This window comes from Jannaschia seohaensis (assembly GCF_900116765.1).
Classification (GTDB): Bacteria; Pseudomonadota; Alphaproteobacteria; order Rhodobacterales; family Rhodobacteraceae; genus Jannaschia; species Jannaschia seohaensis.
On the sequence record NZ_UETC01000003.1, the window covers coordinates 1 to 13,311 of the forward strand.

Below are 13,311 nucleotides of genomic sequence, written 5' to 3' on the forward strand. Positions count from 1 at the left end.
GCGGACTTCAGGGGAGAACTTGTTCGAGGTCTTGCTCATGATGCTCCATCCTACTCAAGAGTTGGAGCCTCCGGCAAACCCGGGGCGGTTCAGAATGGGCGGTCGGATGACCGTTCGCGCGCAGGAAAGGCCCGACGATGTCTGTGCTGCGCTCAACCTGCTTTCCACCGCTCGAGATGCGCGGGATTCCATGGCGGTAGCATGGCTGTTTGCGAAGGGCGGTGGCCGGAACCGCGAGGCCACTTCAAGCGGCGTCGATGCCAAAGCGGGCTCGCCAGGCCCGGTTCTGGGCGTCAGAGATGGCTGATAGCTCCCCAAGCGCCACTTCAATGTCAAGCGAAGGTGGAGCGCGCTCCTCGCTCACAGCGCGGATCGCCATCGTGTACCATGCCGTCAAGCCGCCCGGCTTCGTGCTTTGAAATCTGGGGAATTGGGGGCCGGGATCGCCTTGCGCCCATGCCTTTGCGAGGGACGGGTCCAGTACAAGCGCTCGGGCAATCCCAACCGCGTCCACGGCCCCGGTCACGATGGCGGACTCCGCTTCGGCGTGGGTCTTGAACCCACCTGTGGCCATCAGCGGAAGAGTGGTGACACGGCGCACCCTCTTGGCGAAATCCACGAAGTAGGGGCCTGACGCCACGCGATCCGAGCTGGCAGGCGCGCCTGGAAAATAGGTGCCGCCACTTATGTCGATCAGGTCGAGCCCGCTTCGATCCAGCGCCGCGATCACGCGCAAAGCTTCATGTTCCTCGAAACCGCCCTGCAGACCATCGCTGGAATTTAGCTTCAGTGCCACGACGAAATCCGGTGACACCGCAGAGCGCACTGCGGCCGTCACCTCGATCAAGAGGCGCATACGATTTTCGAGGCTGCCGCCGTAGCGGTCGCCTCTGCGGTTGAAAAGTGGCGAGAGAAACTGACTGAGCAGGAAGCCGTGCGCCGCATGGATCTGCACACCGCCAAAGCCCAATGCCTCGGCGCGCCGTGCAGTGACCGCGAATTGGCCGGGCAGTGCGCGGATTTCCTGAGTGGTCAGGGCGCGCGCCTGCAATTCCGGCAGATCGATCGCGCTTGGACCAACCGGTTTTCCGATGTCGCGCGGGGTGAGCGCGCCGGCATGGCCAAGCTGAACCCAAAGGCTGGCACCGTTCGCGCTGCCGCGTCGCGCAAGGGTTCTGAACGCCGTTTTGTCGGACGCGGCGTCCAGCACGAGATTGCCGGCCGCTTCCGGAAACCGCGGATCGCCCTGGACCTCGCCGATGATCGACGCCGCGACGCCGCCTTCGGCCCAGCGTTCATAGAGCCGTGCCTGATCCGGTGTGGGGTTCCCTCGGCCGTCGCCCAGCATGTCGGACATGGCAGACTTCACGATCCTGTTCTTCAGGCGCAGGCCGTTCGGCAATGTGAGCGGAGCAAACAGATTGGGCAGGGCGGTCATGGCAAGTCAGACCTTCTCTTAACGTTTTCGGGTCACTGTGTCATAAATGGGAGTAGATAGGTCGATAAAGTCACCTATTGGACCATCACTTAATCCTAAAAGGATCAAATGGATCGACTGAATGAGACCGCCCTTTTTCTGGCGGTGGTGGATCACGGTAGCTTCTCGGCAGCGGCGCGCGCGATCGGGCAGACCCCGTCGGCCGTCGGAAAGCGGATCCGGCTGTTGGAAGAACGGCTGGGCGTGGACCTCTTGACCAGATCGACCCGGCGCATGGCGCTCACGGATGCGGGCCGACGCTATGCGGAAGACGCGCGCGAGATCCTGTCGCGGCTCGAGGCGTTGGAAGAGGACATCACCGCGGGCACCGGCCAATTGCGGGGCACGGTGCGCCTGACCTCACCCATCGCCTACGGTCAGCGATTTGTTGTCCCGGCGGTGACCGAGTTCATGCACAGGCACCCGCAGGTCGAGATCGAGCTGTCGCTGACCGACAGGAAAATCGACCTTGTCGCCGAAGGCGTCGATCTCGCAGTAAGGACCGGGATTGTCGCGGATTCCGGGTTGATCGGACGACGGCTCGGCCCTTACCGGCGCAGTATTTGTGCCGCTCCGGACTATATCGCCGCGCATGGCACACCCCGGACGCCAGGCGATCTCGGGTCACACCGTTGTTTGCGGCTGCCGACCGAAAAGATGCCGATCGCGTGGGGGCTTGAGGTCAGCGCGCATAAGGGCCTCCGACTGGGGCCGGGCCTTGTCTGCAACTCGCTCGATGCGCTTCACGATGCGTGCTGCGCGGGGCTGGGCCTGGCCTGTCTGCCCGAATTCATGGCTGGTAAAAGCATCGCCGCCGGACATCTGGTGCCGCTTCTACAGGCTCATCACGATCCCGCAGCCGACGGAGCTATCCTGATCCTGCGGCCGGAAACGTCGGTTGTCACGCGTCGCCTGCGCGCGCTCGTCGATCATCTTGTCGCGCATTTGCGCCCTGCGCCTGGCTGAGGACGCACGCCCTCAGCGTCGACCGGCAACGGCTTTCATAAGGTCCTGACTGCGCCTGGCCTCTGAGATCAGCCAGTCGGCGACACGCTTGAAAGCCTTCGTTTGTGCGTAATCCGGCCTTGCGACGATCCAGTAGCGGGATTTCAACGGAATTTCGGGGCCACGCAACGCAAGGAGACCGTCAGCAATATCCTGTTCGACCAGCAAGCTGCGTCCGAGCGCATGGCCTGCCGCACCGATTGCAGCCTGCAGGACGACATCGGTTCGGCGAAAGGTCGCGCCGGTCTCTGTCGCTATGTCTCCCATTCCGGTTTGGTCAAGATAGTCTTCCCAGGACAGGCTGGTCCCGTCCTGCTCGGCCCGCGCGTCGCGCAAAAGGATCGCAGGCCTGCCGCGTCGCGCGTGCTCTAGCGACGGAACGGCAGGCCCTGATACCGGCATCACGGCGCATTTCGACAGGAGTTGCGCGTGCAGGCCAGGATAGGGGCCGGGGCCAAAGCGGATCGCCATGCGTGCGCTGCCCTCGGCTTGCAGCTGCGTGAGCTCGTCCTCGATCTCCAGCGAGATGCGCAGCCCTCTTTCAAAGGCTCGGGACATGGCTGGCACAAGCCATTTCAACGCGAGCGAGGACGGCAGGCTGAGCACCGTGTCGCTCGTGCTGTCGAGCTGAGCAATCCGTTCCAGCGCCGCTGTAAGCGTTTCGACAGAGGCCTGTGCGGCCTGACAGAGCAGGCGGCCCTGGCCCGTCGGCTCGACCTGTCGGGTCGTCCGGGAAAAAAGCGCATAGCCCAGATCCGCCTCGAGTGCCCGGATCTTGTGGCTGACAGCGGATTGCTTCAGCCCAAGCTCCATGCCGGCCGCGGTAAAGCTGCCGGTCCTGCTGATCGCGGCGAGCAGCGGCGCAGCGCTGGCGAGTTTGCGCAGGATATCCGGCGCAGCGTCATTCATGAATTTTGGTCATGAGCATATGAGTCAATACTCCGCAATTTCAGAGTAGTTCAACATCCGATCCACTCAAAAGGAGCATCAGGATGGACATGACAAGAAAGATCGGAACCATCACCGCGCAGATCGTCAACGGGTTCGTCAACGATGGTATGGGCGGAAACCCGGCAGGCGTCGTCCTCGACGCGGATGGCCTCGACGAGGCACAGATGCTGCAGATCGCGCGTAAGGTCGGTGTTTCGGAAACCGCCTTCGTATCGGCATCCGACGAGGCAGGGTTTCGCCTCGATTTCTTCACGCCGAACCGCCGGATCGCCCATTGCGGCCACGCGACAATCGCAGCCTTTTCCTATCTGGCCCAGCTGGGACGTGTCTCCGAGGGGGAGACATCGAAAATGACGGTCGATGGCCCGCGCAAGATCATCATTCGCGACAACCAGTCATTCATGGAGCAACTCTCTCCCAGTTATGCCTCACCTGGGGACTGGAACGACGCGGGGGTCGGGCGCGCAGACGTCCTGGCGTCGCTGGGCCTGACCGACGACGACCTGATCCATGGCGCGGACATGCAGTTGGTGAACACCGGCAACAGCTTCATCGTGGTTCCCGTGCGGGATGCCGCCACGCTCGCGGCCATCGTCCCCGATCAGTCCGCGATCGAGGAGATCAGCGAAAAGCTGGACCTGATCGGCTATTACGTCTTTGCGCTGGAAGGCGAGGACGCGGATTTTGACGCCACGACCCGCATGTTCGCGCCCCGCTATGCCATCCCTGAAGAGGCGGCCACCGGCATGGCTGCGGGTCCGCTCGCTTGCTACCTGCATGATGTCCTCGGCTCTAAGGCATCGCATTTCGAGATTGCGCAGGGGTATTTCATGACCCCGCCCTCGCCAAGCCGGATCAAGGTGGATCTCGACCTCGATGCAGACGGCAAGATCAAGGGCCTAATCGCCGGCGGATATGGCAGGTCCATGCACGAAATGATGATAGAACTCGACTAGGACCGGTCAGCCGAATGCCGGGCGCATATTCAGCACGCGCGGCATTCGGCCTTGCGGTTCAGACTTCCGGTTGTCCAGGACCGATGCCCGGAACGTCAGCGGCTTCGCGCGGGCGAGAGGCGGATTGCGGGCGTCCAATCCGGGCGGCCTCGGGATTTGATCTTCGATCAACGCACGGGAAGGATGCCGGTGTTCGACGTCCGTGTATGCGGCGCTGTCAGGGTCCGATCAGGACAGAGGCCGCGCTGAATGCCACAAGCGCGGCCATGAGCAACGACATCCAGCGCGCCGACGCGCCCTGCGTGATCAATGCGCTCAACCCGCGCCCGGCCAGAGCCCAGAGGCTCAGGCAAAACGGGGCGACCACGAGGAAGGTCATCGCCATCACCGCGGCGCGCATCACTGGCTCGGAAGCGACGCCGGAATAGGCCGCACTCGCCCCTAGCGCCATCGTCCAAGCCTTGGGATTGACCCATTGGAACAGTGCAGCCTCGAATATGTTCAGTGGCCTCGATGCTTTCTGGTCCCTTGGGTCGGCTTCGGCGTCCGCAGTGGGGCCAAAGGCAGAGCGGCCCATTTGCCAGGCCAGCCAGAAGAGCCATCCGGCACCTGCGATCCGCACGGCGGTCACAACGTGCGGATAGGCGTCGAGCACGGCGCCAAGGCCAAGCACGACGGAACCGATCATGATGGCAAAACCTCCGGCAATCCCGGCCACATGCGGAACGGTCCGGCGCCAGCCGAACGCGGCGCTGGAGGCCATGACCATGAAATTGTTTGGCCCCGGGGTGACCGAGGCGATCACAGCGAAGGTTACAAGTGCGGCGAACAAGTTGGGATTCTCGACCATTTGTACTCTCCCGCCGTTTCGAGTCCTGGGTTTGCAGCCGCGGAACAACCGTCTTCGCAGCTCACAGGTCCCGGCGATTGGCTTGGGAACACTGATACGAATGCAGTTGAGCTGCGAAAATGCTGTAATTCTCAGAGAATATCTGGATTTATGCAGGAATGACTTTGGAACGACTTTCCTGGGATGACATCCGGCTTCTTCTGGCTGCGAGCCGGGCGGGCTCGCTGACCGCGTTGGCAAGGGAACTCGCCGTAGACCCGACAACGGTCAGTCGCCGCACCAAGGCACTTGAGCAGGCGGTCCGCCTGTCGCTGTTCCAGAGAGGGCACGGTGCATTGGGGCTTACCGAAGAAGGGCAACGCCTGCTGAGCCACGCGCAGGAGATGGAAGACGCGGAGCGCGCATTCAGGATGTCTGCGCGGAAACTCCGCGACGCACCGGACGGGCTCGTCCGGATCAGTGCGCCCCCAACCCTTGCGCGCTTTGTTCTCGCACCGGGAGTGGCTGCACTTCATCGGCAGGCGCCCGGGATCTCGGTCGAAATCGAAACCGAGCCCGCCAATGTGCGCCTCGACAAGTGGGAGGCCGACATTGCCGTTCGCCTTGGCCCACCGAGAGATGTGCCAGACACACTTCTGGTCCGCAGAGTGGGGACAGCGGACTATGCCGTGTTCGAACCGGCCGACGCGCCTCCGCCTTCGGGCTGGGCCGCCTATCCGAAGCGTTTTTCCCACGTGCCGGAAGCGGACTTCGTCGAAAACGCACTGGCTGGTGCAGAACCGGTGATGCGGTCCAACGATCCGATGTCGATGGCTCTGGCCGTGGCGGCGGGCGCGGCGCGTGCGGTTCTTCCGGTTCTTCTTGGCGAAATTGTCCCGGGACTCAGGCAAGCTGGTGGTTCGGTCCTGGAACGGGAGATCTGGGTTTTGCGAAACGCCGAGACCGGCGAGACGTCTGCCGTCAGAACGGCGCATGACTGGCTCGTCGGGCTCTTCAACGAGCACCGGAATGGACGTCTCCGGCCAACTCACGGCTACGCAATTCCGAGGACCTCCCGCGCGAAAAGCAGCTTTGCATGACGACCGGCACCCAGGGCCGTACCCTCGGTCTGCCGGCATAGGAGATGACCTGAGCGCCGGACGCAAGGCGCCCGGCGCACGCAGATTCCCTATCGGCTGTTTTGCGGGAGGCCATCGGCAATTTCGTAGTAGTCGCCCTTTTCCGAAACGAAGATGTGCATCGAGAGGGACGTGCCCGTGGACCCATCGAATGCACCCATGGCGATAGCCGTCCAATCATGGTGCACCGGATCCCAGAACAGGGTCGACCCGCAGGCACAGCAGAAGCCACGTCGCACTTTGTCTGAGGATTGATACCAACGCACCATGTCCTCGTTTTCTACGCTGAGGGATGACCTCGGAACATCCACAGATGCGCCGTAGTGTCCGGTTTGCTTGCGGCAGGCCCTGCAATGACACGCGTTGGGCTTTGGCAAGTTTCCGGATACCGTGATCCGGACGGCGCCACATAGACAAGAGCCTTTATGCATGGGACGTTTCCCTCGCGCGAGAGAGGCGTGCGCGCACACGGTGCGTAAGCGCCCGGATCAGCACCTTCGCCTCTGCGGGCGGCTCCTTTTCGATGCGTCGATAGTCGGTGCCATCCGGGCGGCGCGTCAGAAGCCCGCAGGAGATCATCGTCCGCCGCAATGTTGCAGGATCGCCGAACAGGTGTTCAGCGCACAGCCGGTCGCTGATCTCGCGTTCTGTCATGTTTCGCCCGGCTGGGAGTCTGGCCCAGAGGCTCCAGAGCGCAAGCGTCTGCACCGAGCGTTTCGACGGCCATCGGCGGAGGCGGCCAACGGCGTCGAACTGATGTAGGCAGCGCTCGACTGCACGGGCATCAACGGCATGCTCTGTCTTACCGCGCTCCAACCGTCGGGTTGCAGCATGAGCCGATCGCATGTGTTGGAGGTTTTGAAAGCCGGCAGCGCGAGCCAGCATATTCATCAACTTCAGGTGCGATGGGCTTGTATCGCCAAGTTGTCGCGACAAGGAGCGGGAAAATACGGTAAGGTCGTCCGCTGACAGCGGTATTGGGGGTTTGGCCATGATGCACCCACTGTGTGCGCCTTACTTGGTCGTCGGCCGCTGGCTTAACGACACGGCGCATCGGTGGTTGCGGTGTCTTTGAAGAGTCATGGCAGATTTAGCTCTCCCGAAAGAGCAGCGACGCCTGGGTGTCTGCCAACCCGAGCGAACCGTAGCGAGTCCGTTCGTATCTTCCAAGTCTCAAAATTCATGCATCCTGGCCACTCGAGGTAGAGATGGGGCGGATGCCGCTCTCCCCTGATGGCATGGCAACGTGCCAAGCTTCCGGTATCAAAGCACAATCTGTGGGACAGGGCATGAGCGGGGGAGGTCACCATCATCGACGTCAATCTCGCACAGAACCTATTCCAGGTGCATGGCGCTGCAGCGGACGGCTCCGCGCTGTTTCGGAAGTGGTTGCTGCAGGCGAAGTTAATCCCTGTTTCGTTGATAGTCGCGACTGAACCGAATGGACGCTCACACCCTCGAACCTGCGAAATAAAACAATGACGTAGGTGCGAGAGAACGTTCGATCCCAGTCGCGTTCCCTCCGCCATTTTACCTCAGAACGGTGCTATCCGCGGTCGCGCTCGATGGCGCTTTTCCTTTGAAAATAGGGCGCTGGGCCTGCTTGTCCTTGCGGATGAGTTTTCTTCGATTGCCTTCGATCATGCCTCTTGCGTGGTATGAAACGAGGTATACTGATGGCGCACATCTCTGGGAAGCTGACGAAGGCGCTGGTGCGTTCGCTCGGGCCGGGGCGGCATTCCGACGGGAACGGGCTGTATCTTGTGGTCGATCCGTCCGGGGCGCGGCGCTGGGTCGTGCGGGCGACGATCAAGGGACAGAAGAACCGCGCGGGCAAGCCGCTCAGGACCGATTTCGGGCTCGGCGGCGCGGATCTGGTGATGATCAACGAGGCACGGGCGCGCGCGCTTGAGTATCGGCGGCTTGCGCGATCCGGGCTGCATCCGAAGCATCACGGCGCAAAGGACATCCCAAGCTTCGAGGAGATCGCCAGGCAGGTGTATGTCGAGCGCCTTCCGACCTGGAAGAACCCCAAGCATGGACAACAATGGATCAACACGCTGGCCGAGTATGCCTTTCCGAAAATCGGGCGGTTGCCCGTCGACGCCATCGGTCAACCGGAGGTTCTAGCTGTCCTTTCGCCGATCTAGACCGACAAGACCGAGACAGCGCGGCGTGTGGCACAAAGGATCGGCACCGTGCTCGATGTACCGCCTGCCAGGAGGGGTCTGCTCGGCGCGACAGCGCATCGTCTCGACGTCAGCAAGCCTAATCAGCACGACACGAAGGCGGAGTTTCTCGCCGAGAAAGTCGCCGTCGAGGCCGCCGCGGAGCATGGGCGCGCGTTGTTCGAAATACTCGCCGGGCAGTTCAGAGAGGGAAGCGATCAAAGAGGCGTATCGGAACGCCTCAGTGATTTCATCGACGCTAGCGAGAACCAGGGCGGACTGACCAGACGGCCAGACACACCAGTCGATTTGGTGTTGCAGAACGCCAAGGCCGTCGGATTCACTTTCACGCTCGTGCTTGCACTGTATCACGTGCCTGGCTCTAGTCGAGCGAAAGCAAGAGCTTGCAAGTCAGGAGGCGACCTTCTGGAGCCAAAGGCACCAGCTCCGAACCACTATGCCCGAGCAATCGCCTTGCGCCTTGCGAAGCTGATCGCGCGGCATACCGGAGAGCGCCCTACGCTGGGCACATCGAGCGAGAGCAATCATCCGTCGACCGATTGCGGCCGCGCCGTCGAGGACCTCTTCAAGGTTCTCGGGATCAAGGCTCAATTTCGGAACGCAGCGAAATGGGCTATCGACCAGTTGACGGACGAGGACCTTGCGCCGGAGGAGCCGATTGGCTCTCTGCTCGGTACAAGAGATAACCTCGGATTTTCGACGGGGCGCCCGATCCAAAGATTTAGATTATCGAAGCCCTGCTGAAAGGTCGCGAAAAATGGACCTTTCGGGCACCCGACACTCGGCCCCGCTCGCTGCTCAACACACCGAAATCATTCGCGTCTAAAGCGTCGGATCATAATTCTGGAGCATAGCCTGCGTGTCGGAGGTAGTTGCGGCATTCGTTTGGGGTGAAGGTGCGGCAGATCGTGCCGATGGTATCCGAGGCGTCGTCGATCGTCCTGGCATCGATCCGCCGGAGATGAGCTTTGAGCTTGGCGAAGGCCATCTCGATAGGGTGAGGGCGACCGTGGCCCCAGTGGGGCCGCGAAAGCGCCCGAACGGTCGGGGGAGTAGGCAGGCAGGAAGAGGAACCAGCATCCGGCGCGGCGCAGGGCTTCGGCAGCGGGGGCGACCTTGTGGGTGGAGGGTTTGTCGAGGATCACGACCGTGCCTGGCGCGAGGACGGGGGCGAGTTGCGTCTCGACCCAGTCGGTGAAGAGCGCGCCGTTCATCGCGCCTTCGATCGGCCAGGGCGCGATGATCGCGGCGGCGGTCAGACCGGCCACGAAGGTCTGGGTGCGCACGCCCTTCTACATCAGCCGCAACGAGTTGGCCGTGGCCGAGGAGCGACGGTCGGAATGGCGTCTGTTCCGCCTGTGGAATTTCTCCCGAGAGCCGAAGGCGTTCGAACTGCACCCACCGCTCCATGCCCACGTTTCACTGACCGCGACCACGTTTCAGGCGAGCTTTCACTGAGGGTCAGTCGAACACCCGTTCCGGCTGTTCGCGCCATGGCAGGGCCGCGAGATCGGTCAGTTTCAACAGGGTCACGGCGGGCAGTCGCCCTTGCCGAGTGGCGTGGTCTCTGCGCGGCATAAGGGGCAGTATCGCTGTCCAAACGGAGACTGGTTCGAATTAGTCTGCCAGCACCAGAAATCGCGCATCATTTTCAATCAATTTCACATTATGCCTTACGCAAGGTTGGCAAACTTCGTTAACTGCTGTCACGGCTCGTTTCTGGTTTGGAGGGTGCGATGTCTGAAGTTGATCCGAGCGCGGACCTTGTCGCGCCTGGCGAAAACAGTAGCGTCCTCGCGAGTCGAGAGATCAGGCTGCAAGACCTGAGCCGCGCCGAGAAGGCCGCGTATCGCGGTTTCGCGGAAGCCGTCGCAGAGGCGGGCGGGTTCGAACTCAGCCGCTCCCTGATCGGCAAACTCGTCGATGGCGAGGTCGGCAAGAAGCTCCTGCCTATCGGCCAAAAACTCCTGCCGCTCTGGTCGGGCGAGAGCAGTGCCACATACGATCCTGCCGATACCGGAATGGTGAGCGTCAGCCTGATCGGCGAGCGCGGTCAGATGCAGGCGATGCGAAAGGCGCTGTCGGATCTCGGCATCGCGGAGACGGGCAGTGTCAACAACGCGGTTGATGTGCTTGTCGCCATCGAGGACCTGCCGAAGCTTCTGACGGTGCCCGGCCTGCGCGACGCCACGCCCAACCTCTCGATGACCAATGCCGGCGCCGTCCTGTCCCAGGGCGCCGAGTCGATGGGAACGGACGACTTCAACGCCAAATATCGCGTCGATGGCTCGGGCGTGAAGATCGGGGTCCTTTCGGATTCCTTCGACACCGCCCGCGACAACACCGCCAATCCGCCGCTGACCACCTATGCCGATGACATCGCCACCGGCGACCTGCCGGCTGGTGTTACCATCCTTCAGGATTTCCCCTTCGGATCGGACGAAGGCCGCGCCATGGCGCAGTTGATCTACGATGTCGCGCCGGGGGTCACGTTCTCCTACCACACGGCCTTCGGTGGCGAAGCCACCTTCGCCGGCGGCATCGACGCGCTCGTGGCCGATGGGGCTGACATCATCGTCGACGACGTGTTCTACGCGATCGATCCTGTCTATCTCGACGGCATCATCTCTCAGGCGGTGGACAACGCCTTCGCCGCGGGCCGCCAGTATTACTCCTCGGCCGGCAACGGCGCCGTCCAGGCTTTCGCGCAAGACTTCAACCCAGATCCTTTCAACGCCCTGTTCAACGGCGATCTTTACGAAAGCGTTCACGACTTTAACCCCGATCCAACTTCCACGGATCAAATTCGACAGTTCTTTCTACCCAATGGGGGAACGCTGCGGATCTTTCTGCAGTGGGCGGACGCCTTCACGAATGCTGATGTCGGCGCCCCTGTCACGGAGACCGATCTCGACATCTTCGTTCTCAATTCCAGCCTAGCCGTCGTGGGTGGCAGCAATGCCGTCAACACCTCGTCGCCTTTCGAGTTCGTGCAATTCACGAACACGACCGGCTTGGATGCCGTTTTCGGTCTGGCCATTTTCAAGTATTCCGACAGCAGCCCGGATACGGAGCGCTTCTTCATCCGCGACTTCGGATCCACCATCGACATCTCCAATCCGAACTTCTTCGAAGCGCCGAACGGAACCGGCGCCAGCTACGGCCATTCCGGGGCCGAGGGGGGGCTCGGCGTCGGCGCGTCGGCGTATTTCAACACGCCGAATTTCAACAACACCCTCACCGAGGCGGTGCTGAACGGCTTCTCCTCCGCCGGGGGGGAGCCGATCCTGCGCGACATCGACGGGACGCCGCTCGCGGCGAACGAGCAGACCCGCCAACGCGTCGATATCGTCGGGCCGGACGGCACCGACACGACCTTCTTCGGCAGCGACGTTGAGCCGAATGGTTTCCCCAACTTCTTCGGCACCTCCGCCGCCGCGCCCCATGTCGCCGCGGTCGGGGCGCTCTTGCTGGAGGCCGTGCCCAATGCCACGCCGCAGGAGGTCTATGACGCGCTGCGTGCTTCCGCTTTCGGCATGGACAACCCCTTCATCGCCGCCGACGATGGGAAACTGGCCCTCGTCGACGAGGCGACGGGCCACGGCTTCGTCAACCCGGATGGGGCGCTGCGCCTGCTCGCGAACGTCGTGGAAGGCGATACGGGGCGCAATCGGCTGGAAGCGACGGGCACGGCGGACGACGTGAACATCCTTCTCGGTCAGTCCGGCAACGACGTGCTGGTCGGTGCCGCGGGCATCGATCGCCTCTTCGGCGGCGACGACGACGACCGCCTGCAAGGTAAGGCGAGCGACGATGTCCTCTTCGGGGGTGCCGGCAACGACCTTTTGGTCGGCGGCCGCGGCGCGGACTGGCTGGAAGGCGATGCCGGCTCCGACACGATGTTCGGCGGCGCGGATGCCGACAGCTTCGTGATCAGTTCCGCCATCGGCCGCGACAGGATCGCAGATTTCGAGCAGGGCGTGGATCTGATCGTGCTGACCACGGAGTTCCTCGCCCTGGGCGCGGCGACCTATGATGCGATCCTCGGCGGCACGAATATCCGGCTGGATGGCGACGTGGTGGCACAGGTGGCTGGCGTATCCCTGGTCGCGACCGATTTCGTCGACGAAACCGGAGCATCGATTTTCGGTCTGGGTTTGGTATGATGAGTGGCGCGACAATGAGAGGCTTTGACATGATGTCCAGGATAGCAGGCGCCGCGGTGCTGGCGGTCTCGCTCTTGCCTTCGGCCGCCGCCGCGTCCGTTGTGGACTTTACTGGGGCCGTGACGGCTTTCACCGCGCCCACGGGCTATTCAGGGACGCTCACGACAGGCGACCTCTTCGGTGGAACCCTGTCCTTCGACGAGACGGACCCGCTCTGCCCCGATGCCTGCCTCGTCACGTCGGCGGCGCTGACCATTGGCAGCGGCCTCTCGATCACGATCCCGACGGACCCGGTGACGATCTCCTTCGACACGACGACCGCTCCGGGCCTGAACGGGACGTTCAGCTTCGGCGATGTGGACGGGCTGACCAACCTTACGGTCTCCTTCGGCCTCAATGCCGGGGGGGCTGGCACGTTCGTGTTCGACGCCGATGAAGGAATCGGCTTTGCCTCCGGGACCTTCAGCATCGCAGCGATCCCTCTGCCGGCTTCGGTCCTACTGCTTCTGGCGGGTGCGGGCGCGCTTGCCGCGCTGCGCCGCCGGCCCAGTTAACCGGCCCCGCGATACGCGGCTGGCACGCGCCTCGTCTTGGCCTGC

Annotated in this window: 13 protein-coding genes and 1 pseudogene; 8 read left to right on the forward strand and 6 right to left on the reverse strand. The window is 62.7% G+C overall.

The window, feature by feature from the left end:
- Window positions 1-244: 244 nt before the first annotated feature.
- Window positions 245-1,438, reverse strand: coding sequence for an NADH:flavin oxidoreductase/NADH oxidase family protein (locus DTQ71_RS08040; RefSeq protein ID WP_109563792.1), 1,194 nt, complete (start codon window positions 1,436-1,438; stop codon window positions 245-247).
- Between the two features lie 108 nt (window positions 1,439-1,546).
- Here DTQ71_RS08040 and DTQ71_RS08045 point away from each other — a divergent pair, with 108 nt between their 5' ends.
- On the forward strand, window positions 1,547-2,443 hold the full coding sequence (locus DTQ71_RS08045) for a LysR family transcriptional regulator (RefSeq protein ID WP_109563793.1): 897 nt from the start codon (window positions 1,547-1,549) through the stop codon (window positions 2,441-2,443).
- A gap of 12 nt (window positions 2,444-2,455) precedes the next feature.
- On the opposite strand, the gene DTQ71_RS08050 is transcribed toward DTQ71_RS08045, so the two are convergent.
- Window positions 2,456-3,391 carry a LysR family transcriptional regulator gene (locus tag DTQ71_RS08050; RefSeq protein WP_109563794.1) on the reverse strand — a complete coding sequence of 312 codons (936 nt, stop codon included), beginning with the start codon at window positions 3,389-3,391 and terminating at the stop codon, window positions 2,456-2,458.
- Between the two features lie 89 nt (window positions 3,392-3,480).
- Here DTQ71_RS08050 and DTQ71_RS08055 point away from each other — a divergent pair, with 89 nt between their 5' ends.
- Window positions 3,481-4,389 (forward strand): PhzF family phenazine biosynthesis protein, encoded by a 909-nt coding sequence (locus tag DTQ71_RS08055; RefSeq protein ID WP_245947391.1) that lies wholly within the window; start codon window positions 3,481-3,483, stop codon window positions 4,387-4,389.
- 217 nt (window positions 4,390-4,606) lie between these two features.
- On the opposite strand, the gene DTQ71_RS08060 is transcribed toward DTQ71_RS08055, so the two are convergent.
- The gene (locus DTQ71_RS08060) at window positions 4,607-5,239 is read right to left on the reverse strand and encodes a LysE family translocator (protein WP_109563796.1); all 633 of its coding nucleotides are present in this window, start codon (window positions 5,237-5,239) and stop codon (window positions 4,607-4,609) included.
- Window positions 5,240-5,397: 158 nt separating this feature from the next.
- On the opposite strand from DTQ71_RS08060, the gene DTQ71_RS08065 reads away from it, so the two are divergent.
- A complete protein-coding gene (locus tag DTQ71_RS08065) occupies window positions 5,398-6,318 on the forward strand; it encodes a LysR family transcriptional regulator (protein WP_109563797.1) in 921 nt (306 codons plus the stop codon).
- 89 nt (window positions 6,319-6,407) lie between these two features.
- On the opposite strand, the gene DTQ71_RS08070 is transcribed toward DTQ71_RS08065, so the two are convergent.
- Together DTQ71_RS08070 and DTQ71_RS08075 are read right to left on the reverse strand one after the other, a co-directional pair.
- Window positions 6,408-6,788, reverse strand: a complete 381-nt coding sequence (locus DTQ71_RS08070) for a GFA family protein (protein ID WP_109563798.1) — start codon at window positions 6,786-6,788, stop codon at window positions 6,408-6,410.
- Complete coding sequence (locus tag DTQ71_RS08075) at window positions 6,781-7,350, reverse strand: DUF2087 domain-containing protein (protein ID WP_109563799.1); 570 nt, start codon at window positions 7,348-7,350, stop codon at window positions 6,781-6,783. Before DTQ71_RS08075 ends, DTQ71_RS08070 begins: the two co-directional genes overlap by 8 nt.
- 683 nt (window positions 7,351-8,033) lie before the next feature.
- On the opposite strand from DTQ71_RS08075, the gene DTQ71_RS24145 reads away from it, so the two are divergent.
- Together DTQ71_RS24145 and DTQ71_RS24150 are read left to right on the forward strand one after the other, a co-directional pair.
- Complete coding sequence (locus DTQ71_RS24145) at window positions 8,034-8,507, forward strand: Arm DNA-binding domain-containing protein (RefSeq protein WP_245947340.1); 474 nt, start codon at window positions 8,034-8,036, stop codon at window positions 8,505-8,507.
- A gap of 48 nt (window positions 8,508-8,555) precedes the next feature.
- Window positions 8,556-9,290, forward strand: coding sequence for a hypothetical protein (locus DTQ71_RS24150; protein ID WP_245947342.1), 735 nt, complete (start codon window positions 8,556-8,558; stop codon window positions 9,288-9,290).
- Between the two features lie 68 nt (window positions 9,291-9,358).
- Here DTQ71_RS24150 and DTQ71_RS24840 read toward each other — a convergent pair whose 3' ends face one another.
- Complete coding sequence (locus DTQ71_RS24840) at window positions 9,359-9,760, reverse strand: transposase (RefSeq protein ID WP_407066398.1); 402 nt, start codon at window positions 9,758-9,760, stop codon at window positions 9,359-9,361.
- A gap of 52 nt (window positions 9,761-9,812) precedes the next feature.
- Here DTQ71_RS24840 and DTQ71_RS08090 point away from each other — a divergent pair.
- The 3 genes and pseudogenes from DTQ71_RS08090 to DTQ71_RS08100 form a co-directional block, all read left to right on the forward strand.
- A pseudogene (locus DTQ71_RS08090) lies at window positions 9,813-10,004 on the forward strand (protein NO VEIN domain-containing protein); the annotation flags it as partial.
- 278 nt (window positions 10,005-10,282) lie between these two features.
- Entirely contained in the window at window positions 10,283-12,712 is a 2,430-nt protein-coding gene (locus DTQ71_RS24585; RefSeq protein ID WP_109563801.1) for a S8 family serine peptidase, read from the forward strand.
- Window positions 12,713-12,741: 29 nt separating this feature from the next.
- Window positions 12,742-13,266: a VPLPA-CTERM sorting domain-containing protein gene (locus tag DTQ71_RS08100; protein WP_245947344.1), complete on the forward strand. Its 525-nt coding sequence runs from the start codon at window positions 12,742-12,744 to the stop codon at window positions 13,264-13,266.
- Window positions 13,267-13,311: the final 45 nt, after the last annotated feature.

Bases quoted from the DNA above. Each gene is read 5' to 3' on its own strand.
- DTQ71_RS08040 (WP_109563792.1), bottom strand. From the start codon at position 1,438: ATGACCGCCCTGCCCAATCTGTTTGCTCCGCTCACATTGCCGAACGGC.
- DTQ71_RS08045 (WP_109563793.1), top strand. From the start codon at position 1,547: ATGGATCGACTGAATGAGACCGCCCTTTTTCTGGCGGTGGTGGATCAC.
- DTQ71_RS08050 (WP_109563794.1), bottom strand. From the start codon at position 3,391: ATGAATGACGCTGCGCCGGATATCCTGCGCAAACTCGCCAGCGCTGCG.
- DTQ71_RS08055 (WP_245947391.1), top strand. From the start codon at position 3,481: ATGACAAGAAAGATCGGAACCATCACCGCGCAGATCGTCAACGGGTTC.
- DTQ71_RS08060 (WP_109563796.1), bottom strand. From the start codon at position 5,239: ATGGTCGAGAATCCCAACTTGTTCGCCGCACTTGTAACCTTCGCTGTG.
- DTQ71_RS08065 (WP_109563797.1), top strand. From the start codon at position 5,398: ATGACTTTGGAACGACTTTCCTGGGATGACATCCGGCTTCTTCTGGCT.
- DTQ71_RS08070 (WP_109563798.1), bottom strand. From the start codon at position 6,788: ATGCATAAAGGCTCTTGTCTATGTGGCGCCGTCCGGATCACGGTATCC.
- DTQ71_RS08075 (WP_109563799.1), bottom strand. From the start codon at position 7,350: ATGGCCAAACCCCCAATACCGCTGTCAGCGGACGACCTTACCGTATTT.
- DTQ71_RS24145 (WP_245947340.1), top strand. From the start codon at position 8,034: ATGGCGCACATCTCTGGGAAGCTGACGAAGGCGCTGGTGCGTTCGCTC.
- DTQ71_RS24840 (WP_407066398.1), bottom strand. From the start codon at position 9,760: ATGAACGGCGCGCTCTTCACCGACTGGGTCGAGACGCAACTCGCCCCC.
- DTQ71_RS24585 (WP_109563801.1), top strand. From the start codon at position 10,283: ATGTCTGAAGTTGATCCGAGCGCGGACCTTGTCGCGCCTGGCGAAAAC.
- DTQ71_RS08100 (WP_245947344.1), top strand. From the start codon at position 12,742: ATGATGTCCAGGATAGCAGGCGCCGCGGTGCTGGCGGTCTCGCTCTTG.